The 22198-nt window shown below is 73.1% G+C and carries 23 protein-coding genes; 11 read left to right on the top strand and 12 right to left on the bottom strand.

Translation table 11 applies throughout. The features are described 5' to 3' along the window. Positions 1 to 37 precede the first annotated feature (37 nt). Positions 38 to 490: an ATP-binding protein gene (locus ACWDD7_RS10795; RefSeq protein ID WP_392212996.1), complete on the top strand. Its 453-nt coding sequence runs from the start codon at positions 38 to 40 to the stop codon at positions 488 to 490. A gap of 101 nt (positions 491 to 591) precedes the next feature. On the opposite strand, the gene ACWDD7_RS10790 is transcribed toward ACWDD7_RS10795, so the two are convergent. The 3 genes from ACWDD7_RS10790 to ACWDD7_RS10780 form a co-directional block, all read right to left on the bottom strand. Next, positions 592 to 1479, bottom strand: a complete 888-nt coding sequence (locus ACWDD7_RS10790) for an RNA polymerase sigma factor SigF (protein ID WP_351871988.1) — start codon at positions 1477 to 1479, stop codon at positions 592 to 594. A gap of 301 nt (positions 1480 to 1780) precedes the next feature. Further along, on the bottom strand, positions 1781 to 2680 hold the full coding sequence (locus ACWDD7_RS10785) for an aminoglycoside phosphotransferase family protein (RefSeq protein ID WP_450457102.1): 900 nt from the start codon (positions 2678 to 2680) through the stop codon (positions 1781 to 1783). Between the two features lie 35 nt (positions 2681 to 2715). Then, positions 2716 to 3726 carry a zinc-binding alcohol dehydrogenase family protein gene (locus ACWDD7_RS10780; protein ID WP_450457255.1) on the bottom strand — a complete coding sequence of 337 codons (1011 nt, stop codon included), beginning with the start codon at positions 3724 to 3726 and terminating at the stop codon, positions 2716 to 2718. 136 nt (positions 3727 to 3862) lie between these two features. Here ACWDD7_RS10780 and ACWDD7_RS10775 point away from each other — a divergent pair, with 136 nt between their 5' ends. The 5 genes from ACWDD7_RS10775 (at position 3863) to ACWDD7_RS10755 (ending at position 7643) form a co-directional block, all read left to right on the top strand. After that, the gene (locus ACWDD7_RS10775; protein ID WP_450457101.1) at positions 3863 to 4657 is read left to right on the top strand and encodes a VOC family protein; all 795 of its coding nucleotides are present in this window, start codon (positions 3863 to 3865) and stop codon (positions 4655 to 4657) included. 44 nt (positions 4658 to 4701) lie between these two features. Next, positions 4702 to 5400 carry a ribonuclease H family protein gene (locus tag ACWDD7_RS10770; RefSeq protein WP_450457099.1) on the top strand — a complete coding sequence of 233 codons (699 nt, stop codon included), beginning with the start codon at positions 4702 to 4704 and terminating at the stop codon, positions 5398 to 5400. Between the two features lie 142 nt (positions 5401 to 5542). Next, on the top strand, positions 5543 to 6526 hold the full coding sequence (locus ACWDD7_RS10765) for an aldo/keto reductase (protein ID WP_450457098.1): 984 nt from the start codon (positions 5543 to 5545) through the stop codon (positions 6524 to 6526). 52 nt (positions 6527 to 6578) lie between these two features. Next, positions 6579 to 7100, top strand: coding sequence for a DUF6328 family protein (locus ACWDD7_RS10760; protein ID WP_450457097.1), 522 nt, complete (start codon positions 6579 to 6581; stop codon positions 7098 to 7100). 33 nt (positions 7101 to 7133) lie between these two features. Further along, a complete protein-coding gene (locus tag ACWDD7_RS10755) occupies positions 7134 to 7643 on the top strand; it encodes a GNAT family N-acetyltransferase (protein ID WP_450457095.1) in 510 nt (169 codons plus the stop codon). On the opposite strand, the gene ACWDD7_RS10750 is transcribed toward ACWDD7_RS10755, so the two are convergent. The 5 genes from ACWDD7_RS10750 to ACWDD7_RS10730 all read right to left on the bottom strand — a co-directional run bounded on the left by ACWDD7_RS10750 (position 7636) and on the right by ACWDD7_RS10730 (position 12320). Next, entirely contained in the window at positions 7636 to 8058 is a 423-nt protein-coding gene (locus ACWDD7_RS10750) for an SsgA family sporulation/cell division regulator (protein WP_450457094.1), read from the bottom strand. The two genes, ACWDD7_RS10755 and ACWDD7_RS10750, sit on opposite strands and share 8 nt — an antisense overlap. A gap of 67 nt (positions 8059 to 8125) precedes the next feature. Then, positions 8126 to 9097 carry an LLM class F420-dependent oxidoreductase gene (locus tag ACWDD7_RS10745; RefSeq protein ID WP_450457093.1) on the bottom strand — a complete coding sequence of 324 codons (972 nt, stop codon included), beginning with the start codon at positions 9095 to 9097 and terminating at the stop codon, positions 8126 to 8128. A 302-nt stretch (positions 9098 to 9399) separates the two neighbouring features. After that, positions 9400 to 10362 carry a pyridoxal-phosphate dependent enzyme gene (locus ACWDD7_RS10740; RefSeq protein WP_450457092.1) on the bottom strand — a complete coding sequence of 321 codons (963 nt, stop codon included), beginning with the start codon at positions 10360 to 10362 and terminating at the stop codon, positions 9400 to 9402. Positions 10363 to 10379: 17 nt separating this feature from the next. Beyond that, positions 10380 to 11057 (bottom strand): AIM24 family protein, encoded by a 678-nt coding sequence (locus tag ACWDD7_RS10735; protein ID WP_351872018.1) that lies wholly within the window; start codon positions 11055 to 11057, stop codon positions 10380 to 10382. A 54-nt stretch (positions 11058 to 11111) separates the two neighbouring features. Beyond that, positions 11112 to 12320, bottom strand: coding sequence for a serine hydrolase domain-containing protein (locus ACWDD7_RS10730; RefSeq protein ID WP_351872021.1), 1209 nt, complete (start codon positions 12318 to 12320; stop codon positions 11112 to 11114). Between the two features lie 307 nt (positions 12321 to 12627). Here ACWDD7_RS10730 and ACWDD7_RS10725 point away from each other — a divergent pair, with 307 nt between their 5' ends. Beyond that, positions 12628 to 14412 (top strand): M4 family metallopeptidase, encoded by a 1785-nt coding sequence (locus ACWDD7_RS10725; RefSeq protein WP_450457091.1) that lies wholly within the window; start codon positions 12628 to 12630, stop codon positions 14410 to 14412. 241 nt (positions 14413 to 14653) lie between these two features. Beyond that, a complete protein-coding gene (locus ACWDD7_RS10720) occupies positions 14654 to 15889 on the top strand; it encodes an SGNH/GDSL hydrolase family protein (protein ID WP_450457090.1) in 1236 nt (411 codons plus the stop codon). A gap of 115 nt (positions 15890 to 16004) precedes the next feature. Here ACWDD7_RS10720 and ACWDD7_RS10715 read toward each other — a convergent pair whose 3' ends face one another. Next, on the bottom strand, positions 16005 to 16619 hold the full coding sequence (locus tag ACWDD7_RS10715) for a DUF6011 domain-containing protein (RefSeq protein WP_450457089.1): 615 nt from the start codon (positions 16617 to 16619) through the stop codon (positions 16005 to 16007). Between the two features lie 382 nt (positions 16620 to 17001). On the opposite strand from ACWDD7_RS10715, the gene ACWDD7_RS10710 reads away from it, so the two are divergent. After that, a complete protein-coding gene (locus tag ACWDD7_RS10710; RefSeq protein ID WP_450457088.1) occupies positions 17002 to 17868 on the top strand; it encodes a universal stress protein in 867 nt (288 codons plus the stop codon). A 7-nt stretch (positions 17869 to 17875) separates the two neighbouring features. On the opposite strand, the gene ACWDD7_RS10705 is transcribed toward ACWDD7_RS10710, so the two are convergent. Both ACWDD7_RS10705 and ACWDD7_RS10700 read right to left on the bottom strand, forming a co-directional pair. Further along, on the bottom strand, positions 17876 to 18649 hold the full coding sequence (locus ACWDD7_RS10705) for an MBL fold metallo-hydrolase (RefSeq protein ID WP_450457087.1): 774 nt from the start codon (positions 18647 to 18649) through the stop codon (positions 17876 to 17878). Between the two features lie 87 nt (positions 18650 to 18736). Then, entirely contained in the window at positions 18737 to 19366 is a 630-nt protein-coding gene (locus ACWDD7_RS10700) for an alpha-ketoglutarate-dependent dioxygenase AlkB family protein (RefSeq protein ID WP_450457086.1), read from the bottom strand. A gap of 116 nt (positions 19367 to 19482) precedes the next feature. Between ACWDD7_RS10700 and ACWDD7_RS10695 the strand changes: the two genes are divergently transcribed. Beyond that, a complete protein-coding gene (locus ACWDD7_RS10695; protein WP_450457085.1) occupies positions 19483 to 20115 on the top strand; it encodes a TetR/AcrR family transcriptional regulator in 633 nt (210 codons plus the stop codon). Between the two features lie 17 nt (positions 20116 to 20132). Then, the gene (locus tag ACWDD7_RS10690; RefSeq protein WP_450457084.1) at positions 20133 to 21806 is read left to right on the top strand and encodes an FAD-binding dehydrogenase; all 1674 of its coding nucleotides are present in this window, start codon (positions 20133 to 20135) and stop codon (positions 21804 to 21806) included. A 2-nt stretch (positions 21807 to 21808) separates the two neighbouring features. On the opposite strand, the gene ACWDD7_RS10685 is transcribed toward ACWDD7_RS10690, so the two are convergent. Beyond that, positions 21809 to 22066: a DUF488 family protein, N3 subclade gene (locus tag ACWDD7_RS10685; RefSeq protein ID WP_450457082.1), complete on the bottom strand. Its 258-nt coding sequence runs from the start codon at positions 22064 to 22066 to the stop codon at positions 21809 to 21811. Positions 22067 to 22198 lie beyond the last annotated feature (132 nt).

Genomic DNA, 22198 nt, shown 5'->3' with positions numbered 1-22198 from the left:
CGAACGGACGAGGCCGCCGGCCCGTGAGAGAGACAGCATGACCGAGCACCTGGACGGGGCAGTGATACCGACCGGTTTCGACGTACCCGTCGAGCCGCTGCGACGTGCGACGCATTTCACCGGCGAACCCGGCTGCATCGCCGAGGCGCGGGCCTTCGCGGCCCGCTTCCTGGAGCAGTTGCGCACCGAGTGGTGCGCGGCGATCGACCGCGGTACGGACGGCGAGCTGCTCCTGCTGGTCAGCGAGCTGGTCACCAACGCCGACCGGCACAGCGGCGGCCCCTACATCCTGGAGCTGGAGGGCACGGACACGTTCGTCACGGTGTCCGTCTGCGACAGCAGTACGGCCCTGCCCCACCGCTTCCCGAAGAACCCGCAGCGCGTCGGCCGGCACGGCCTGGAGATCGTGCACGCGCTCGCCGCCGAGGTCGCCGTCGAGCGGGTCCCGGTCGGCAAGCGCGTGATCGCCCGCTTCGCACTGAGGCGCTGAGCGCCCGGACCGGCGTCCCGGGCACCCCGCGGAAGTCCCGGGCGCCCCGCGCTCGGAAGTCCCGGGCGACCGGAGCGCAGCCCCGGTCGCCCGGCCCGTCACTAGGCGCAGCCCAGCTCGCCCAGCATCCCCTGCCGCAGCCGGGTGATGATCCGCTTGATCAGCCGCGAGACATGCATCTGGGAGCAGCCGAGCTGTTCCCCGATCTCCGCCTGCGTGGCCTCCTCCACGAACCGCAGATGGATGATCCGCCGGTCCCGCTCGTTCAGCTCCGCCATCAGCGGCGCGAGCGCGTGGAAGTCCTCCACCAGGCGCAGCCCCTCCTCCTCCACGCCGATGAAGTCCGCGAGCACCGCCTCGCCGTCCTCGGGACCGTCGCCGGTGAGCGCGGCGTCCAGGGAGGAGGAGTTGTAGCCGTTGGCGGCGAGCTGCCCCTCGACCACCTCGTCCTCGGAGATGTTCATCAGCGTGGCCAGTTCGGCGACCGTCGGATCGCGGTCGAGCCGGCTGGACAGCTCCTCGCGCGCCTTGGCCAGCTCCACCCGCAGCTCCTGGAGCCGCCGCGGGACGTGCACCGCCCAGGTGGTGTCGCGGAAGAACCGCTTGATCTCGCCGACGATGTACGGCAGCGCGAACGAGGTGAACTCCACCTCCCGGGACAGCTCGAACCGGTCGATCGCCTTGATCAGGCCGATCATGCCGGTCTGGACGATGTCCTCCATGTCGTCGCCGCGGCCCCGGAACCGGCCGGCCGCGAACCGCACGAGCGACATGTTCATCTCGATGAGCGTGTTCCGTGCGTACTGGTACTCGTGGGTCCCCTCCTCCAGCTCGGTGAGCCGACGGAAGAACTGGCGGGACAGCGCGCGCGCGTCCCGCGGGGCCACGGAGGCGGGGTCTGCGATGCCGGGCAGCGCTCCCGCGTCCGTCCCGTCCTGCCCGGTCCTCTCGGTGACCGCTGTCTGCGACCGGATCCCGGCGGTTTCCATTACCTCTCCCACGAAAGTCACGGTTCGACGTCTGCCCTTTTCGGCCTCTGCGTGCGGTACCTGCGCTGTTGTGTTCACGGCGCGTACCCCGGACACGGCAGTTCAATCCCGCCGGTGGGGCCGCTCACGGCGCGGGTACCCCCGGTGACACCACGCATGCGCTCGTCGTACGGCACTGGCGCAAAACCGCCGCTCGGCCCGCGTCCCGCGACGCCCGGAGAACGGAGCATGGACAGGCCGGACGTCGCCGCCCTGGAGAAGGCCCACGCGGGGGACTGACACGGAAGCGGCCCCGCCGCCCTCACCCGGCCTCGGCGAGGATCTCGGCGATCACATGCCGGGAGTTCTCCGCCAGGGCCGGGTTGGTGTGCCAGTAGTACGGCAGCTGGACCAGCGCGACCGACAGCGCCCAGCCGCGCCCCCGCGCCCACTCCGCGTCGTCCGCGCCGACTGCCTCGCGGAAGGTGTCCCGGGCGCGGGCCGGCAGCAGGTTCCACGCCGGCATGAGGTCGACGGCCGGATCACCCACCCCCGCACAGCCGAAGTCGATGACCGCGCCGAGCCGGCCGCCGCCGACCAGTACATTGCCGGGGGACAGGTCGCCGTGGGCCCACTCCGGCGGACGACCGTGCTCCGGGGCCTCCAGCGCCCGCTCCCACAGCGCCGTGACCGCACCCGCGTCGACCCGGTCGCCCAGTTCGGCGACGGCCGCGCGGGTGGGCTCGTCCCGCTCCCGCAGGGGGCCGCCCCGGTAGCCGGTCGGCGCGGCCCCCGGGTCGACATGGCGCAGCGCCCGCACGAACCGCCCCAAGTCCCGGGCCAGGCGGACCGGTTCGGCCACGGCCCCCGCCACCGGGTTCTCCCCCTCCAGCCAGCGGTAGACGGACCAGGGCCACGGAAAGCCCTCGTCCGGCTCGCCCGTGCCCACCGGCTCCGGTACGGCCACGGGCAGCAGCGGTCCCAGCCGGGGCAGCCAGCGCTGCTCGTGCGCCAGGTCCGGGACCGCGCCGGGGTGCCGGGGGAGCCGTACCACCAGCCCGGGGCCCAGCCGGAACATGGCGTTCTCGGTACCGCAGGACGCGAGCCGTCGTACCGGCAGCGCGGACCACTCCGGGAAGCGGCGGGCGATCAGCCGCCGGACCAGCGGGGCGTCGAGGTCGAGTTCGTCCGCGTGCATCCTCGGTGCGTTCACGGCACTCATCCGAGCGCCTCGACGCCCTCGCTGTCGAGGGGATTTCAGCCCTCTCGGGACGTCACCAGCACCGCCGCGCCGTCGAAACGGCCCGCCTTCAGATCGCGCAGGGCCTCGGGGGCCCGGTCGAGCGGATAGGGGTGCGTGGTCGCCCGGACACGGTAGCGGGCCGCCAGGGCGAGGAACTCCCGCCCGTCCGCCCGGGTGTTGGCGGTGACGCTGCGCAACTCCTTCTCGTAGAACAGATCCGTCTCGTAGTGCAACGGCGGTACGTCGCTGAGGTGGATGCCCGCGAGCGCCAGCACCCCGCCCCGGTCCAGGGCGCGCAGCGCCACCGGCACCAGGTCGCCGACCGGGGCGAAGAGGATCGCCGCGTCCAGCGGTTCCGGCGGCGGCTCGTCCAGGTCCCGCGCGGAGGCCGCGCCCAGCTCCAGGGCGAGCGCCCGGGAGACCTCGTCCCGGGTGATCACATGCACGGTGGCGCCCTCGGCGAGCGCGACCTGCGCGCACAGGTGGGCGCTGCCGCCGAAGCCGTACAGGCCGAGACGGCCGCCCCGCGGCAGCGCGGTGCGGCGCAGCGCGCGGAATCCGATGATCCCGGCGCACAGCAGCGGCGCCGCCGACACGTCGTCCAGCGCCTCGGGCAGCCGGTAGGCGAACGCGGCCGGCACGGTGGTGTACTCCGCGTAGCCGCCGTCCGTGTCCCAGCCGGTGTACTGCGAGCGCGGGCACAGGTTCTCGGCGCCCCGCGCGCAGTAGGCGCACACCCCGTCGGTGCGGCGCAGCCAGGCCACGCCCACCCGGTCGCCCGGCGCGAAGCCGAAGACCTGCGAGCCGAGTCCGGCCACCTCGCCGACGACCTCGTGCCCGGGTGTCACCCCGGCCCGGCGCACCGGCAGATCACCCTCGGTGACATGCAGATCGGTCCGGCACACCCCGCACGCCCGCACCCGTACCAGCAGCTCGTCCGGTCCAGGGGTGGGTATTGGTCGCTCCACCAGCTTCAGCGGCTCGCCCTCGACCGGTCCCCGAGCCACCACCGACCACGCCCGCATCGTCATCGCCCGTCCCTTCGGCAGACCGCCGGTGTCTCCTCCCCAGTGTCCGACAGCCCCGCTCGGCGCGCGGCCCCACCGCGGGCTGACTAGCGTGAGCAGACGGGGCCGTGACCACACCTGGAGGGCGGCGAGCATGGCCGTACAAGCCGAGGGAACGCCCTGCTGGGCCGACGCGATGTTCACCGACCTGGAGGGCGCGGAGAAGTTCTACGGCGGCGTCCTCGGCTGGACCTTCGGCGACTCCTCGGCGGAGTACGGCCACTACATCCAGGCATCCGTGGCCGGGAAGGCCGTCGCCGCCGTCGTCCCGCCCATGCCGGGCCAGGAGGGACAGTCGCGGTGGTGCCTGTACTTCGCCTCGCCGGACGCCGCCGCCACCGCCGAGAAGGTGCGGCACAGCGGCGGTGACGTGCTGATGGAGCCGATGCGGGTCGGCGACCTCGGCACCATGTGCCTGGCCCGCGAGCCCAGCGGGGCCGTGTTCGGGATCTGGCAGGCGGGCACCCACGAGGGCTTCGAGGAGACGGCCGTCCCGGGCGCCTACTGCTGGGCCGAGGTGTTCACCCGGGAACCGGAGAAGGCGGACGCGTTCTTCGCCGCGGTCTTCCCGTACCGGATGAAGGACCTCGTGGACGACGCGGTCGACTTCCGGATGTACGAGGTCGGCGAGGAGACGGTGCTCGGCCGGATGCGCATGACCGACGACTTCCCGCCCGAGGTGCCCTCGTACATCAACGTCTACTTCACCGTCGCCGACTGCGACGAGGCCGTCGCGAAGGCGACCAGGCTCGGCGGCGCCGTCCGCTTCGGGCCGATGGGCAGTCCCTTCGGCCGGTTCGCGGCGCTTCGCGATCCCCAGGGCGCCACCTTCTCGGTGATCGACATCACGACCACCGAGGGGGAGGCGCCGCGGATCAGGGAGGCCTGAGCGGGGCCTTGCCGGCCCGGTCCGGGCACCCGCGCCGTCATGGGATGATCGTGCGCATGGGTGAACGAGTGGTGGCCGCGTGCGACGGGGCTTCGAAGGGGAACCCCGGACCGGCCGGATGGGCGTGGGTGGTCTCGGGCGACGACGGGCGGACGCCCGCTCGCTGGGAGGCCGGCCCGCTCGGCCGGGCCACCAACAACGTCGCCGAACTCACTGCCCTGGAGCGGCTGTTGAGTACGGTCGACCCCGCCGTGGAGCTGGAGGTCCGGATGGACTCCCAGTACGCGATGAAGGCCGTCACCACCTGGCTGCCGGGCTGGAAGCGCAACGGTTGGAAGACCTCCGCGGGAAAGCCGGTCGCCAACCAGGAGCTGGTGGTCCGCATCGACGCGCTGCTGGACGGCCGCTCGGTGGAGTTCCGCTACGTCCCGGCCCATCAGGTCGACGGCGACCCGCTCAACGACTTCGCCGACCGCGCGGCCAGCCAGGCCGCCTCCGCGCAGGAGCCGGCGGGCAGCGAGCTGGGCTCGCCGGTGCCCCCGCCCTCGCCCGACACACCCAGGTCCGCCCCGCGCAAGAAGACGGTCCGCCGCTCCGGGGGCGCGTCGTCCTCGTCGTCCCGCACCATCAAGGCGAAGTTCCCCGGCCGCTGCGTCTGCGGCCGCTCCTACGCGGCGGGCGAGTCCATCGCCAAGAACGCGCAAGGGTGGGGACATCCGGAGTGCCGCACCGCCGAGGCATGAGGAACCCGACCGCGACGGCGGCATCACGCGTCGCCACTCGCGGTCGCCGCCGCCCCCTCCCGCACGGATGGACGGCGAGCACCGGTCGGTGACCGGAGCGCACCGTTCCGTCGGACCGGGCGCCGGATGACAGACTGTCGTCATGGACGAACGTGTAATCGACAGGTCGGGTCAGTGGGCGTCGGTGGTCGGTCTCGGCACCTGGCAGCTGGGGGCGGACTGGGGCGACGTGGCCGAGAAGGACGCCCTGGCCGTCCTGGAGGCCGCGGCCGAGTCCGGGGTCACCTTCTTCGACACCGCCGACGTCTACGGCGACGGGCGCAGCGAGCAGACGATCGCCGCCTTCCTCGGCGGCCGCCCCGATCTGCATGTGCTGGTGGCCACCAAGATGGGCCGCCGCGTCGACCAGATCCCCGAGAACTACGTCCTCGACAACTTCCGCGCCTGGAACGACCGTTCGCGGCGCAACCTCGGCGTCGACCGGATCGACCTGGTGCAGCTGCACTGCCCGCCCACCCCGGTCTACTCCACCGACGCGGTGTACGACGCGCTGGACACCCTGGTCGAGGAGGAGCGCATCGCCGCGTACGGCGTCAGCGTGGAGACCTGCGCCGAGGCCCTGGCCGCGATCGCCCGGCCGAACGTGGCCAGCGTGCAGATCATCCTCAACCCGTTCCGGATGAAGCCGCTGCGCGAGGTGCTGCCCGCCGCCCGCGCGGCCGGTGTCGGCATCATCGCCCGGGTACCGCTCGCCTCCGGGCTGCTGTCGGGCAAGTACACCAAGGACACCGTCTTCGCCGCCAACGACCACCGCACCTTCAACCGGCACGGCGAGGCGTTCGACCAGGGCGAGACCTTCTCCGGCGTCGACTACGAGACGGGCGTGGAGGCGGCCGCCGAGTTCGCGGCGCTCGCTCCCGAGGGCTACACCCCGGCCCAGCTGGCGCTGCGCTGGATCATCGGGCAGGAGGGCGTCACCACGGTGATCCCCGGCGCCCGCACCCCCGAGCAGGCCCGTGCCAACGCGGCCGCCGCCAAGCTGCCGCCGCTGCCGCAGGAGACGTTCACCGCGATCCGGGACCTGTACGAGCGACGCGTCAGGGAACAGGTCGAGCACCGCTGGTAGGGGCACGGCCGCGTACCGTTTGAAGGAACGGCCGGGCGGTTACTTGCATCGCATGACCAAGGAAGGACGCCGGGAAGGACACGCGGAGGAACGGCGCACAGGGCGGGACGAGACCGAGGAGGAGCGGGCCGACCGGATGTGGGGTGAACTCATCCAGGAGGTCCGCGTCGCCCAGACGGGCGTGCAGATCCTGTTCGGCTTCCTGCTGACCGTCGTCTTCCAGCCGAAGTACGCCGGGCTGCCCGACGCCGACCAGGACATCTACATCGTCACCGTGGTCCTCGGCTCCTGCGCCACCGGCGCCCTCATCGGCCCGGTCTCGCTGCACCGCCTGGTCTCCGGCCGCCGGGTCAAACCCCGGGCGGTGCGCATCGCCTCCCGGCTGACCTTCATCGGCCTGGTGCTGCTGCTGGCCACCATGACCTCCGCGCTGCTGCTCATCCTCCGGGTGGCCACCCACGACAGCTATGTGCCGTGGCTGGTCGCGGCCGTCGTCGCCTGGTACCTGCTGTGCTGGTACGGCATTCCGCTGTGGGCCCGCCGCCGGCACACCACCCGCACCGAAAACCGTTGACGGCCCGGCGACCGGGCTTTGTAGGGTTCCGCCATGCCGGACCTCCAGTTGCTCCGCCCGGACCACGCCCCCGCGCTGCTCGCCTTCGAGCGGGAGAACCGGGCGTACTTCGCCGCGTCGATCCCCGACCGCGGCGACGACTACTTCACCCGGTTCGCCGAGCGGCACCGCGCCCTGCTCGCCGAGCAGGAGGCGGGCATCTGCTATTTCCACGTCCTCGTCGGTCCGGCCGGGGAGATCCTCGGCCGGGTCAACCTCGTGGACGTGGAGGACGGCGGCGCCGACCTCGGCTACCGGATCGCCGAGCGCGCCGCGGGCCGGGGCCTGGCCACCCGGGCGGTGCGGGAGCTGTGCGTCCGGGCCGCGGGCACGTACGGTCTGACCTTTCTGAAGGCCGCGGCCAGGCGGGACAACCTGGCCTCGCGGACCGTGCTGTCCCGCACGGGGTTCACCGTCGTCGGCGAGACCCTGCTGTCCGGCCGGCCCGGCCTCACCTACCGCCGCCCGCTCGGGGACGTCTCCCGAGGAGGGGCGGTCACGTAGCGAGGATGTCCGCCAACAGCTCGTCCACCGGGGCGCGTTCTCGACCCGGCGGCACGATCTCCCGGGTCTCGCGCAAGAACGCGGCGACCGTCGGCGCCCAGGCGTAGACCACCGCGCGCTGCCGCCCGCCGTCCGGGCGCCGGTCCCCGAGGAACTCCAGGCGCAGCTCGTGCCACATTCCGGTGCCGGCCGGGCGCAGCCGTACGTCACCGACGCCGACCGGCCTGGTGAGGCCCTCGGCGAGCATCTCGCGGTCGAGGCGCCATCGGGCGAGGACATGGCCGTCGTGGGCGAAGACGGCCGTGACGGCGTACGGGTCGGCGGCGTCGTAGCCGAGGTGGACGAAGGCCGGGAAGCGGCCGGTGCCGGGGGTGTGGAGCTGAACCACCAGGGTCTTGTGCACGAACGTGTTCACGCGAGGGCCTCCGGGACGATCGGCGTAGAGCCCTCGGGTACCCCGGCCGGCCGCTGTCGAGCAGCCGTCAGCCGAGCGCCTCCCGCAGCGCGGGCAGCAGGGTCCTCGCCGACCAGTCCAGGAACTCCGGCTGGGTGTCGCCGCCGATCTGCACCAGGGCGATTTCCTCGAACCCCGCCTCCGCGTACGGGCGCACGGCTTCCACGAAGGCGTCCGGGTCGTCGCCGCACGGGAGGGAGGAGGCGACGTCGTCGGGGGTCACGAACCGGGTCGCGGACTCGAAGGAGTCGGAGTGCGGCAGTTCCGCGTTGACCTTCCAGCCGAGCCCGAACCAGCGGAACTGGGCGTGGGCCCGCTTGACGGCCGTGTCCCGGTCGGGGTCGTAGCTCACCGGCAGCTGGCCGACACGGGGTTTGCCGCCGCCGCCGTTGCGGTCGAAGGCCTCCAGCAGGCCCGGCTCCGGCTCGGTGGCGATCACCAGGTCGCCCAGCTGTCCGGCGATCCGGCAGGACCGCTCGCCGGAGACCGCGATGCCGATCGGCGGCGGCTCCTCGGGCACGTCCCACAGCCGGGCCGACTCCACCTGGTAGTGGCGCCCGTGATGGGTGACGTGGTCGCCCCCGAACAGCGCCCGGATGATCCGCACGGCCTCCTCCAGCATCTCGTGGCGCACGTCCACCGGAGGCCAGCCGCCGCCCACCACACGCTCGTTCAGGTTCTCGCCCGAGCCGAGCCCGAGCCGGAACCTGCCCTCGGACAGCAGCTGCATGGTGGCCGCCTTCTGCGCCACCACGGCCGGGTGGTAGCGCCGGAGGGGGCAGGTCACGTAGGTCATCAGCGGAATCCGCGAGGTGGCCTGCGCGGCGGCGCCCAGCACGCTCCACGCGTAGGGGGAGTGCCCCTGCGCGCGCAGCCACGGGAAGTAGTGGTCCGAGGTCACCGAGAAGTCGAACCCGGCCTCCTCGGCCCGCACCACGTGCCGCACCAGGTCCCGGGGCCCGGCCTGCTCGGTCATCATCGTGTATCCGATTCGCACCATGCGCGCCGAGTCCCCGGTGCGGGCCCCCGAAAACGACGGGCCCGCGGCCGGCCGGCCTGTCCCGCCCGGACACGGCCGGACGTACCGCGGACCGAGGGGCCACCGCATGCGGTGCACGCGCATGCCCGGCGCAGACCGACGGGGCCACTCCAGGCCGCACGCCGACCGCAGACCAGCCAGCCCACCGCCACCCCGAGCGGTTCGCGGCACCCGGGCATCGGGCCGCCGCGACTCGAATCCGCTCGTGGCAACCCGGCTCGGGCCGCCGCGACCCGAATCCGGTCGTCGCACCCCGACTCGGGCTATCGCAGCCCGAAGCGGTCCGCCCAGTCGGTCACCTCGGCCAGGGTCGTGTTGCCGCCGCACAGCACGAGGCCGAGACGGGCGCCGGGGCCGACCCGGGAGACCACCTCGCGGGCCGCGGGGAGCAGGCACCCCGCGGCCGGTTCGGCCCACACCTTGGCGTGGTCGGCCAGCTCCAGGCAGCCCCGTACGGCCTCCCGGTCGGGCACCACCAGCACCTCCTCGACCAGCTCGGAGACATGGTCGTACGTCAGCCGGGACACCGCGGGCGCGCTGAGCGTGGTGACCAGCGAGGACAGCGGTACGGGCACCGGGCCGTCCGCCTTCAGCGCGGCCGACATCGACTCGGCGCCCTCCGTCTCCACGCCCCACACCCGCACCCCGGGCCGCCGGGCCCGCAGCGCCGCCGCGATGCCCGAGATCAGCCCGCCCCCGCCGATGCTGACGACGACGTCCGTCAGCTCCTCCCCGGCGTCCTCGGCCAGTTCGAGCCCGACGGCGCCCTGCCCGGCGATCACCGCCGGGTCGTCGAACGGGTGGACCAGGGTCAGCCCCTCGTCCGCGAGCCGCACCCCCAGCTCGAAGGCGCTGTCCATGCCGTCGGTCAGCCGCAGCGATGCCCCGGCCTCCTCGGCGAGCGCGAGGGACCGCGCGGGCGCGGTGCGGGGCATCACCACGGTGGCCTTCACATCGAGGGCCGCCGCCATCACCGCCAGCGCGATCCCGTGGTTGCCGCCGCTGACCGCGACCACGCCCGCCGCCCGCTCGGCCTCGCCCAGCGACAGCAGCTTCGCCACGGCCCCGCGGGCCTTGAACGAGCCGGTGCGCTGCAACAGTTCGAGCTTGGCGGTGACCGGGACGCCGAGCAGCGCGCCCAGCCCGGGGCTCGCCACGGTCGGCGTCCGCACCACGTGCGGGGCGATCAACCCGGCCGCGGCTTCGATCTCGGAGATGCCGATCACGGTGTCACCCTTCCCGTTCAGTGCTGCTGCGACGTGTGCCGGGTCAGCTCGCTCGGGCGTACGACGACGACGCCCTCGCCCCGGAGCATCAGCTGTACGGCCTCGCCGGAGCCGCCGCGCAGCATCGAGCCTATCGACTGCGAGCGGTGCAGCGAGGTCTCCAGCCGCGCGGTCCAGCCGACCACCGCGTCCGTGTCCACGTACACCGGCTGCTCCGGCGAGACCGGGATGACCAGCGGACTGCCCTCGCAGACCAGGCCGAGCCGGCCGTGCCCGCTGAACACGCTGTTGAACAGGCCGCCCGCGGTGATGCCCGAACCCTTGACCGTCCTGATCTCGTACGACAGCGACGGGTCGAAGCACAGCACATGACGACCGCCCACGGTGAACCGGTCGCCGGGCTCGACCTCCACGATGAAGCAGTTCTGCGCCTCGTGCGCGAGCCAGACCTCGCCCTGCCCGCGCACCGCCATCAAGGGCAGCCCCTCCCCGGTGACCGCGCGTTTGAGCATGCCTCCGACGCCCTGCCCCTTGCGCTCGAAACGCAGGTCGCCGCGGTGGGCGACCATCGCGCCCTGCCGGGCGTACATCTCGCCGTCCACCGCGTACCTGAGGCACTTGGCGTTCTCGACGGACATCCCGGGTTCGGTGGCCGCCCGCACCATGTGCCGACTGGAAAAGAGATCACCCTTCATGCGGGCATCCTGACCCGGAGGCACCGCTTCTGCCAAGATCGGGACGCTCCGGGCCTACTCCTTGCCCGAAGCCTCCGGCCACCGCTTGCCCTGCTTCCCGCAGAACGCCGAATCCAGCACCCCGGCAAGCGTCTTGAGCACCTTGCCGTTGTTCGACGTGGTGGCGACGGCCGTCACGCCGCGCCCGCCGTCCTTCGTCGCGAAGGCGTACGTGTAGTAGCCCTGCACCGTCCCCGTGTGCCCGTACACCGAGATCCCGCACGACAGATCGCGGCGGCGCAGCCCGAGCCCGTACGCGGTGGTGGCGTCGACCCGGTTCATCCGCTCCATGTCGGCGAGCCGCGCGGCGGACATCAACTCGCCGCCGAGCAGGGCGCGGTAGAACGTGTCGAGGTCCCGCGCGCTGGAGATGATCGCGCCCGCGCTCTGCGCCCACGACACCGTCTGGTCGGTCGAGTCCACCAGCGGATCGCCCGCCCGGTCGGGGGTGAGGTAGCCATGGGCGTGCGTGCCCGGGATCGTGGTGCCGGGGTGGACGTAGAACGTGTCGCGCAGCTTCAGCGGCCCGAAGACCCGCTTCTCGTACTCGGTGCGCACCGAGTGCCCGGTGAGCTTCTCGATGAGCATGCCGGCGACCACGAAGTTGGTGTTGGAGTACGAGTACGCCGCGCCCGGCGCGTTGGTGCGCGGATGCTTCAGGGACAGGGCCACCAACTCGCGGTAGGTGAACACCTTGTCGCGGACCGCCTCGAACCCCGCGACGCTGTCGGCGAACATGTCGTTCGTGAAGTCGTACAGCCCGCTGCGGTGGCTCAGTACCTGACGCACCGTGATCCGGTCGTCCGGCAGCAGCCCCGGCAGATAGCGGTCGACCGGCGCGTCCAGCGTCAGCCGGTGCTCGTCGACGAGTTGCAGCAGCACGACGGCCGTGAACGTCTTGGTGACGCTGCCGACCCGGAAGCGGTCGCCGGCGCCCATGGCCCGCCGGGTGCCGCGGTCGGCGAGCCCGTGCGCCGCCCGGTACACCGTGCCGTGGTCGTCGATCCGGGCCAGCGCTCCCGGCGCGCCCGCGGCCACCGCCGACCGCAGTACCGCGGCCAGGCCCGCCGTGTCCGGCGCCGGAAGCCCCGCCGCCGCGGGGGACTTCACCTCTTCGGCCGCGGGCGGCTTCGGCTCCCCCGTCGCGGCCCGCGCCGGGACCGCGAGCAGCGACAGCGCGACCGCTCCGAGAACCGCGCCCCTGCTCACCGTGGCTGACACCATCGGGCACCCACTCCATCCGTCCGTCCGTCGATGCGATATCGGTCACATTCCGGCCTGGGAACCTAGGGGATCGAGGCCACGTCTCCACAGCCGACACACAGTTGGTCATATCTCGATCACTCTGAGGCGCTCATTTGCAAAGGATTGCCCTAGGAGATCGCGAAATGGATCATTCCGGCTTTACGTGCACATGACTGATCGGCAAGGGTGAACCCTCGGGGCCCGACCAGCCCCGTGGCGCGGAAGTGCGCCATGTCACAGGGCGGTTGACGAACCGCCGCCCTCCACAGAAGGAACCCTGATCAGATTGCGTAAACCGCACATACGCTCGGTGGCGGTCGCCGTCGCGGTGGTCACCGCTGCCACGGGCCTGGCCGGTACGGCCTTCGCGGGACCCACCACGGGGGAGGCGCGCTCCGTCGCGTCCGCCACGAACGCCGACGCCGTGGTGGCCGCGGCCCGCACCGCGGCCTTCGCGCACGCGAGCGTGACGGGCGTCTCGACGGGCGACGAACTGCACGCCCAGGACGTCATGCTGGACCCCGAGGGCGCCCGGCACGTCCGCTTCGAGCGCACCCACAACGGCCTGCCGGTGCTCGGCGGTGACCTCGTGGTCCACCTCGACCACAAGCTTGTCTACACCGGTGTGACCCGCGCCGCCGACCAGACCGTCAAGCCGGCCGCCGCCACGAAGGCCAAGCTGACCGCGGACCAGGCCGCCGCCGCGGCCGCCCGGGCCGCCAAGGGCGAGGCGGGCACCGCGCAGCTCGTCGTGGACGCCCGCGACGGCGCCTCCGCGCTCGCCTACCAGGTGACCGTGACCGACCAGGACGGCACCAACACCGTCGTGGTCGACGCCGTCACCGGCAAGGTGCGCAGCAACACCCCCGACAGCGACCAGTTCCTGTCGCCGAAGCTGGTCAAGAGCCTGCAGGAGCAGGGCGTGACGGCGGACCCGGTCATCGGTGCCGCCCGCAGCGCCGCCCTCGCCCGCGCGGGCGCCCCCACCGGCGCCACGGCCGCGTACCCGTCGGCCGCGAGCGGCACCGGCAAGACGCTCTTCGACGGCAGCGTCGGCCTGACCACCACGCAGACCTCGCGCGGCCACTACCAGCTCGCCGACCCGAGCCGGTACGGCTCCGAGGTGCGCGACGCCAAGGGCAAGAGCACGGAGAGCTTCGGCGCCGGCACGAAGTTCACCGGCACCACCAACGTGTGGGGCAACGGCACGACCTCCAACCGTGCCAGCGCCGCCGCGGACGCCCAGTACGGCATCACCAAGACGCTGGACTTCTACAAGAAGACCTTCGGCCGCAAGGGCATCGCGAACGACAGCAAGGCCGCCCACGGGATGGTCCACTGGGGCAGCAGGGTCGCCAACGCCTTCTGGGACCCGACCTGCAACTGCATGCTGTACGGCGACGGTGACGGGCAGACCTTCAAGAAGCCGCTGGTCGTCCTCGACGTCACCGGTCACGAGCTGACCCACGGCGTGGTGGACGCGACCGCCAAGCTGGAGCCGACCTTCGTCGACCCTTACGGCAACCAGTACGGCGAGCCGGGCGCGCTCAACGAGTCGCTGGCGGACATCTTCGGCTCCAACGTCGAGTTCTACGCCAACAACAAGCAGGACACGCCCGACTACCTGATCGGCGAGAAGCTGGGCCTTTCGCAGAAGTTCCTGCGCCGCCTGGACCACCCCTCGCTCGACAAGCTTGAGGGCACGATCGACTACTGGACGCCGGAGACCTACTCCACCGAGGTGCACGCCGGTTCCGGTGTCTCGTCGCACGCCTACTACCTCCTCGCGGAGGGCAGCGGCAAGAAGACGATCAACGGCGTGGCGTACAACTCGCCGACGTACGACAAGTCCACGGTCACGGGCATCGGCCGTACCAAGGCCACCGCCATCTTCTACCGTGCGCTGACCCGCTACATGGTCTCCACGACCGACTTCCACGACGCGCGCGTCGCGACGCTGAAGGCGGCCACGGACCTGTACGGCGCGAGCAGCACCGAGTACAAGACGGTGGACAAGGCGTGGGCCGCGGTCAACGTGACCGCCGCCAACACGCCGGCCGCCAAGCACTGACGGCCTTCGCGCACGACCGGATGCCCCGCCTCGCGCGGGGCATCCGCATGTCCGGGCCCGTGCGGGGCACCGGAACCGACCGGAGCCACCGGCGACCTCTACGATGCCGAGCCGGCGGGGAGGCGAGCGGATGACCACCCACCGAGGTGCGCATGCGTCCCCGCGGCGGGACCATGACCTGCGTGGGACACGCCGGTACGTCCGCGGGGCTCCGGCCGGGTTCCGACGGGCCGGGCGCCTCGTGAACGGCCGGTTCGGGCGCGGCTGCCGCGTCGCCGCCGCCCTGCTGACGCTCGCCGCCTGCCACTCCGGGCCCGTCCGCGCGGCCGCCCGTCCGACGGGCGCGCCGGGCCGGCCCTCCGGTGTGCTCACCTGGGCGGCGAGCGCCGAGCGGCTGGGCACGGGCATCGCGGGCGCGGAGTACCGGATGATCGTGCACACCAGCGTCGGCGGCGGCGCCCTGCGGGTCCGCTTCACCAACGCCTTCGGCGACCGCCCGCTGACCCTCGACGACGTCTACGCGGGCCCGCGCGCCCGGGGCGCCGCCCTGCGCCCCGGCGGCAACCACGCCCTGACCTTCGGCGGCGCCCGCCGGATCACCCTGCCCGCCGGCGCCGTGGCCTGGAGCGACCCGCTGCCCGGCCGGGTGCCCGCGGGCACCGACCTCGCGGTGAGCCTGCGCACCCCGGACGCCGTCGGACCGGCCAGCGGGCACGAGCTGGCGCTCCAGACGTCGTACCTCGGGCAGGGCGGCGGCCACACGGCCGAGGACGGCGGCGGCCACTGGACGCTGACCACCGGCTCCTGGTGGTACGTCGACGCCGTCGCCGTGCGCCCCGACCGCCCGGCCACCGGTGCCGTGGCCGCGCTCGGCGACTCCCTCACCGACGGCCGGCAGTCCACCCCCGACCGCGACCGCCGCTGGCCCGACCATCTGGCCCGGCGCCTGCACGCGGCCCGCGGCCCGGTGCAGGGCGTGGCCGACGAGGGAATCTCCGGCGACAAGATGCTCGCGGACGGCGCGGGCGACGGCGCCGGGCAGAGCGTCCTGCACCGCCTGGACCGGGATGTGCTGTCCCAGCCGGGGGTGCGCACCGTCGTCCTCTTCGCGGGCGTCAACGACCTCAAGGCCCGTACCGGCGTCACCGCGGCCGATCTGGCCGCCGGTTACCGGCAGTTGGTCCGCCGGGCCCACGCGGCCCACCTGTGCGTGGTCGCCGCCACCATCAGCCCCTTCAAGGGCTGGCCGGAGTGGGACCGCACGGCCGAGGCCGTGCGCCGGGAGGTCAACCGGTTCCTCCGGAAGAGCCGGGAGTTCGACGCCGTCACCGACTTCGACCGGACGCTGCGCGACCCCCACGACCCCGAGCGGCTGCGGCCCGACTACGACGGCGGCGACCATCTGCATCCGGACGACCGGGGCATGCGAGCCCTCGCCGACACCGTCGACCTGAACCGGCTCGACTGCGCGCGCTGAGGCTCACCCCAGCGCTCGCCCGGCGCTCACCCGAGCACTCGCAGCAGGCGACGACGATCTGACGCCCTTCACGGCGAGCCGGCATGCACGAGAGGCCTCACGTGACACCAGTCACCTAGAAGCGGTTCCAGCACGTGGGGCCGTAGCCGCGCACCATGGAGTCGTAGTCGGACAGCGGTCGGCCACAGTCGAGACAGTTGGTGTGCAGGCGCGGCATGCCGCCGTCGGCGAACGGCGCGGGCCGGTACTGCGCGAGTGGCGGCGAGACGAACGATTGCGGTCCAGGGGCCCACGGTTGCGAAGGCGGTTCCACGTGGGCGGGCAGCGGTGGTCGGTACTGCCTCTGGTGAACGAGGACCGCGACTATCGCGCAGGCGGTCAGCACCAACGCTGTCAGGAAGGCGAAGCCGTGCGGCGCGAGACCGTCCTTCACGTCGACGCACGGCGGAAAGGTACCGTCGGGGAGCGCGTCAGGACAGCTGGGCGTGGTCATCTGCGTGAGAACCAGCAGCACGCACCATTGCGCCGTCGCCAGACCGGACAGCCGGCCGGCGGTCCTGCCCCACTTCTTGGCGACCAGCCAGCCGACGCCCATGGCGGGGAGCACGAGGACGGCGAGGACCACCAGCAGGATCAGCCCCTCTGCGCCGTCACCCTCGTTCGCGCCTCTGCGGGAGTGGCCTTGCACATAAGTACCGTCCTTGCGGTAGTACCCGCCGACCCAGCCCAACGCCAGGCTCCTTTCGCTGCGCCGTGCCCGCCCGCAGAAGGCCGGACACATGAGGGTAGGAGGACAGTACCGGCACGTACTGACGGGTGGGCAGGTGCCTGTGGCAGAGCCGCCGGTCCGGCAGGCGCGCGTCGGCTCCGGACAGGCTGAGGGGCCGACGTGATCCCCCTTCGGCGCGCCCGAACGCGCGACCCGTCCACGAAGCAGCCGTCCAGGTCCAGCAGACCGGCGCGGCGCCACCCGCTCCCACCGGTCGCCCCGGTGTCCGCCCGGCTGTCCGGGTCGGCCCCGGAACACGGAGGGCCGGGGTCCGCCGGTGGCACGCGGTGACCGATAGTGGGCACCAGCAGCATGATCGGGCGGCACGACGAGGAGGCCACGCATGACACGGGCGATCACGGCAGGGCTGGACGGCACGGAGGAGAGCCTGGCCGCGCTGGACTGGGCGGCCAGGGAGGCCGTGCGCCGGGGGCTGCCCCTGCGCGTCCTGCACGCGTGGCACTACGCCGACAGGCTCGCCGAGGCCGACCGGGACACCCAGCGGGGGTGGGTCGAGCAGGGCGTCGCGGAGGCGGTGCGCCAGGTCGCCGAACGGCACCCCGAGCTCACCGTGGATGTCGACGTGGTCGAGGAGGACGCCGCCCGGGCGCTGGGCCGCGCGGCCCGGGACGCGGAGATGCTGGTCCTGGGCTCGCGCGGGCACGGACCGGTCGTCGGCTTCCTGCTGGGCTCGGTCGGACAGCACGTCATCGCCGAGGCCACCCGGCCCGTGGTGCTGGTGCGCGCCGGCGACCGCCCGGTCCTGGAGGCCGCCGGGCGCGAGGTGGTGGTCGGCCAGCACGGCGATCCCGAGGACAGCGCGGCCGCGCTGCGCTTCGCCTTCGAGACGGCGGCGGCCCGCGGCGCCACCGTGCGCGCCGTACGGGCGTGGACCCTGCCGCCGGTCTTCGCCTACAGCCCCGGCTCGCTCAAGCTGCTGGACGAGGCCGGCGGTCTCGAACCGTACGAGAAGCAGGCGCTGGCCGACGCGCTGCGGCCCTGGCGGGAGCGGTTCCCCGGGGTGCCCGTGGCCGAGCAGGTGGAGATGGGCAGCGCCGGGCAGGTGCTGCTGTCGCTGGCCGGGCGCGCCCAGCTGATGGTCGTCGGCCGCCGCGCCCGCCGCACCGCCGTGGGCGCCCGCATCGGCTCCGTCGCGCACGGGGTGCTGCACCACGCCGACTGCCCCGTGGCGGTGGTCCCGCACGAGTGACCGCTCGTCAACTCCCGTCGCGGCGACGGGATGTGCGGGTGGCCCGGTCGCGGGCCAGTTCGGCGGCGGCGCGCACCGCGCCCCGGTGGACCGGGCCGTGACCGGGCAGCAGGGTGTCGCCGTCGAGCGCGGCGATCACGTCCAGGGAGGCGAGGACTCCGGCGCGCTCGTGGTGGAAGAAGCCCGGCAGCAGTTGCGGCCCCTTGACCCACGAGACGGCGTGCCCGCTCACCAGGGCGTCGCCGGAGACCACGATGCCGGCCTCGGGCAGGTGGTAGACGCAGTGCCCGTCGGTGTGGCCGGGGGTGTGCACCGGTACCGGGCGGCCCGGCAGGTCGAGTGCGCCCGCGCCCGGGAACGGCTCGGGCGCGGTGACCGGGTTGTGCTCCATGCCGCCCACCTTGATGACGTGCGCCGCCCAGGGCAGCATGCCCGGCCGCCAGACGTTGCGGACCACGTCGCCGATGGTCGCCTGGTGCAGGAACTCCCGCCGTGCGTGCGGGACTTCGGCCGGGTGGAGGTAGACGGGCGTGCCGTGCGTCGCGCGCAGGTACTCGGCCGAGCCCAGGTGGTCGTTGTGCGCGTGGGTGATCAGCACGGCGGCCACCGCCTCCGGTGAACCGCCCACCGCGGCGAGGGACTCCAGGACCCCCGGCCGGTCCCCGGGATAGCCGGTGTCGATCAGGGTGAACTCGTCCCCGTCCTTCAGGATCACCCAGTTGACGTTGTTGCCGTGCACCAGATATGTGCCTTCGGCGACTTGATGTACCTCTGCCCGCATGGTCCCTCCGCGCCCGAGTGCGAGTGATCGTCGGGGGCACAGCCAACCAGATCCGCCACCGCGGGGCGCAAGGGGGCGGCCGCTTTCTCAGCGCACTCCGTGCGGCCGGAACTGGACGCTGATCCGCGGTCCGGCCGCCCGTGCCGTCTTGGGCACGCAGTGCTCCCAGGTGCGCTGGCAGGAGCCGCCCATCACGATCAGATCGCCGTGCCCGAGCGGCCGCCGCACCGTCGCCCCGCCCCCGCCGGCCGGGCGCAGCAGCAGGTCGCGGGGCTCGCCCACGGAGAGGATCGCGACCATGGTGTCCTCACGGGCGCCCTTCCCGATCCGGTCGCCGTGCCAGGCCACGCTGTCCCGGCCGTCGCGGTAGTAGCACAGCCCGGCGGTGGTGAAGGGCTCGCCCAGTTCCTCGGCGTAGTGCCGGGACAGGGCCGCACGGGCCTCGTCCAGCACGGGGTGGGGGAGCGGGTCCGCGGCCCCGTAGAAGGCCAGCAGGCGTGGTACGGCGACGACGTTGTCGTACATCTTCCGGCGCTCCGCGCGCCACGGGACCTCCGCCGCGAGCTGTTCGAACAGGGCGTCGGCGCCGGTCAGCCAGCCGGGCAGGACGTCGATCCAGGCGCCGGCGCCCAGCACCGTGCGGCGCAGCCCGTCGAGGGGGCTCAGGCGCAGCTCGTCGGTCTGGTCGAACAGGGAGCCCTGGAGGTGCGTGGCCATGGGGCCAGCGTACCTCTCATTCGAAAATACGTTCCAATGTGATCCGTGGTTCGCGGGCCTCTTTCGATACATCCATGTATCGGATACATTCGCGTATCGAAGGGGGAGGTGCTGCCATGCGGGGGACCGCCGGACGCGGCACCCGACGACGGGCGAACACCCGTGCCCGACTGCTCGACGCCGCCTTCCGGGTGTTCGCGGCCAAGGGGTTCGGGCGCGTCTCGATCGAGGAGGTCTGCGAGGCGGCCGGGTACAGCCGGGGCGCCTTCTACTCGAACTTCGCCACCCTGGACGAGCTGTTCTTCGCCCTCTACCAGGAGCGCGCCGACCTCATCGCCGCCCAGGTGGCGGGCGCCCTCGCCGAGGGCGGCCCCGGCCTCGACGTACCGGCCGCCGTGGACCGCGTCACCGAGGTGCTGCTGCTCGACGTGGACTGGCTGCTGGTGAAGACCGACTTCCTGGTGCACGCCGCCCGTGACCCGGAGGTGGCCCGCGCCCTCCTCGACCACCGCGCCCGGCTCCGGGAGGCCATCGCCGACCGCCTCTTCCGGGCCCGCAGGCACATCGGCCTGCCCGCCGTGGTCGGCGACCCGGCCGGCGCCGCGCACGCCGTGGTCGCGGCCTACGACGGCGTCACCGTCCAACTGCTCCTGGACAAGGACGTGGAGCGCGCGCGGAGCTGGCTCAAGCAGCTGCTCACCGCGCTGCTCACCGGCGGCGGCACCTCCCCCTCCACCTCCACCCACTGAGGAAGGACCTCCACGCCATGGACGCGGACGTCATCGTCGTCGGAGCGGGCCTCGCCGGCCTGGTCGCGGCCCACGAACTGACCAGCCGGGGGCGCCGGGTCGCCCTGGTCGACCAGGAGAACACCGCCAACCTCGGCGGCCAGGCGTACTGGTCCTTCGGCGGTCTCTTCCTCGTGAACTCGCCCGAACAGCGCCGCATCGGCATCAAGGACTCCTACGAACTGGCCTGGAACGACTGGCGCGGCAGCGCGCAGTTCGACCGGATCGAGGACGAGGACTCCTGGGCGGTCCGATGGGCCCGCGCCTACGTGGAGTTCGCGGCCGGCGAGAAGCGCTCCTGGCTCCAGGGGCACGGCATCGAACTGCTGCCCACCGTCGGCTGGGCCGAGCGCGGCGACCTCAGGGCCGACGGCCACGGCAACTCCGTGCCCCGCTTCCACGTCGCCTGGGGCACCGGCACCGGAGTGGTCGAACCCTTCGTGGAGCACGCCCGGCGGGCCGCCCGCGGCGGACTGCTGACGTTCTACCCCCGCCACCAGGTGGACGACCTCGTCATCGAGGACGGCACCGCCCGCGGCGTGCGCGGCACCCTCCTCGCCGCCGACGACGCCCCGCGCGGCGTCGCCTCCAGCCGCGAGCGCGTCGGCGACTTCGAACTCACCGCCGAGGCCGTCGTCCTGACCACCGGCGGCATCGGCGCCGACCACGACATGGTGCGCCGCTACTGGCCCGCACGGCTCGGCACGCCCCCCGCCGAGATGGTCACCGGCGTCCCCGCGCACGTGGACGGCCGCATGCTCGACATCAGCGCGGCGGCCGGCGTCCGGCTGGTCAACCGGGACCGGATGTGGCACTACACCGAGGGCCTGCGGAACTGGGACCCCGTCTGGTCCGGCCACGGCATCCGCGTCCTGCCCGGCCCCTCCTCCATCTGGCTCGACGCGCTCGGCCGCCGGCTGCCCGACCCCTGCCTGCCCGGCTACGACACCCTCAGCACCCTCAGGTACCTGCGCACCACCGAGGACATCGCGGAGCACGACCACTCCTGGTTCGTCCTCACCCGGAAGATCATCGAGAAGGAGTTCGCGCTCTCCGGCTCCGAGCAGAACCCCGACATCACCGCCAAGGACCGCAAGGCGGTGGTACGCAACCGGCTCGTCGGCAAGGGCGCACCGGGACCGGTGCAGGCGTTCCTCGACAAGGGCGCCGACTTCGTCACCGCCGGCACCCTGGAGCAGTTGGTCGAGAAGATGAACGGCCTCACCGGCAAGCCGCTGCTGGACGCCGCCGAGGTGCGCCGCCAGATCGAGGCCCGCGATCTCCAGTTGGCCAACCCCTACAGCAAGGACTCCCAGGTCCAGGGCATCCGCAACGCCCGCCGCTACCTCGGCGACCGCCTCGGCCGGGTGGCCGCGCCGCACCGCCTCCTGGACCCGGCCGCGGGCCCCCTGATCGGCGTACGGCTGCATGTGCTGACCCGCAAGACCCTCGGCGGTATCCAGACCGACCTCGACTCCCGCGCCCTCGGCGCCGACGGCACCCCGATCGAGGGCCTGTACGCGGCCGGCGAGGTGGCCGGCTTCGGCGGCGGCGGGGTGCACGGCTACAACTCGCTGGAGGGCACCTTCCTCGGCGGCTGCCTGTTCTCGGGACGCGCCGCCGGCCGGCACGCGGCCCGGCACACCGGCTGACCTCAGCCGCCGAGCAGTTCCAGGAGCACCTGGGCGTGACGGCGCTCCGGCGTCCTCGTCGCCGCCGGCAGGGTCACCGGGGCCTCGCGGGCCGACTCCCGCAGGCCGTCGAGCAGCGCGGCGGCCTCGGGGTCGTCCAGTTCCGCCTCGTACCGGCCGCGGAACTCCTCGTACGAGCCGCCACCGTGGAACCTGGTGCGCGGTTCGGCCGAAGGAGTGAGCCAGGCGTCGGGCGGTTCATGGATCCGACGTACGCGCACGCGCGCGGTCGGGCCCTTCCTCGATGACGGCGGCCGCTTTCGGTGAGCGTACTGCGGCGGTCCGCGACGCGCCGGGCGGCGGGAAGGGGTGACACGCGCGGGACGGCGACAGAGCGGGTCCACGGGGCGCCC

The sequence above is a fragment of the Streptomyces sp. NPDC001056 genome (assembly GCF_053598955.1).
The sequence above is the reverse complement of the archived record's forward strand: the minus strand, read 5'-3'. Positions and strand labels throughout refer to the sequence as shown.

What these genes read in the sequence shown, in the direction of transcription:
- ACWDD7_RS10695 (WP_450457085.1), top strand. Translation starts at nt 19,483, where the DNA reads ATGCGGGGGACCGCCGGACGCGGCACCCGACGACGGGCGAACACCCGT.
- ACWDD7_RS10765 (WP_450457098.1), top strand. Translation starts at nt 5,543, where the DNA reads ATGGACGAACGTGTAATCGACAGGTCGGGTCAGTGGGCGTCGGTGGTC.
- ACWDD7_RS10730 (WP_351872021.1), bottom strand. Translation starts at nt 12,320, where the DNA reads ATGGTGTCAGCCACGGTGAGCAGGGGCGCGGTTCTCGGAGCGGTCGCG.
- ACWDD7_RS10775 (WP_450457101.1), top strand. Translation starts at nt 3,863, where the DNA reads ATGGCCGTACAAGCCGAGGGAACGCCCTGCTGGGCCGACGCGATGTTC.
- ACWDD7_RS10770 (WP_450457099.1), top strand. Translation starts at nt 4,702, where the DNA reads ATGATCGTGCGCATGGGTGAACGAGTGGTGGCCGCGTGCGACGGGGCT.
- ACWDD7_RS10760 (WP_450457097.1), top strand. Translation starts at nt 6,579, where the DNA reads ATGACCAAGGAAGGACGCCGGGAAGGACACGCGGAGGAACGGCGCACA.
- ACWDD7_RS10790 (WP_351871988.1), bottom strand. Translation starts at nt 1,479, where the DNA reads ATGGAAACCGCCGGGATCCGGTCGCAGACAGCGGTCACCGAGAGGACC.
- ACWDD7_RS10690 (WP_450457084.1), top strand. Translation starts at nt 20,133, where the DNA reads ATGGACGCGGACGTCATCGTCGTCGGAGCGGGCCTCGCCGGCCTGGTC.
- ACWDD7_RS10705 (WP_450457087.1), bottom strand. Translation starts at nt 18,649, where the DNA reads ATGCGGGCAGAGGTACATCAAGTCGCCGAAGGCACATATCTGGTGCAC.
- ACWDD7_RS10795 (WP_392212996.1), top strand. Translation starts at nt 38, where the DNA reads ATGACCGAGCACCTGGACGGGGCAGTGATACCGACCGGTTTCGACGTA.
- ACWDD7_RS10785 (WP_450457102.1), bottom strand. Translation starts at nt 2,680, where the DNA reads ATGAGTGCCGTGAACGCACCGAGGATGCACGCGGACGAACTCGACCTC.
- ACWDD7_RS10700 (WP_450457086.1), bottom strand. Translation starts at nt 19,366, where the DNA reads ATGGCCACGCACCTCCAGGGCTCCCTGTTCGACCAGACCGACGAGCTG.
- ACWDD7_RS10710 (WP_450457088.1), top strand. Translation starts at nt 17,002, where the DNA reads ATGACACGGGCGATCACGGCAGGGCTGGACGGCACGGAGGAGAGCCTG.
- ACWDD7_RS10735 (WP_351872018.1), bottom strand. Translation starts at nt 11,057, where the DNA reads ATGAAGGGTGATCTCTTTTCCAGTCGGCACATGGTGCGGGCGGCCACC.
- ACWDD7_RS10780 (WP_450457255.1), bottom strand. Translation starts at nt 3,726, where the DNA reads ATGCGGGCGTGGTCGGTGGTGGCTCGGGGACCGGTCGAGGGCGAGCCG.
- ACWDD7_RS10755 (WP_450457095.1), top strand. Translation starts at nt 7,134, where the DNA reads ATGCCGGACCTCCAGTTGCTCCGCCCGGACCACGCCCCCGCGCTGCTC.
- ACWDD7_RS10745 (WP_450457093.1), bottom strand. Translation starts at nt 9,097, where the DNA reads ATGGTGCGAATCGGATACACGATGATGACCGAGCAGGCCGGGCCCCGG.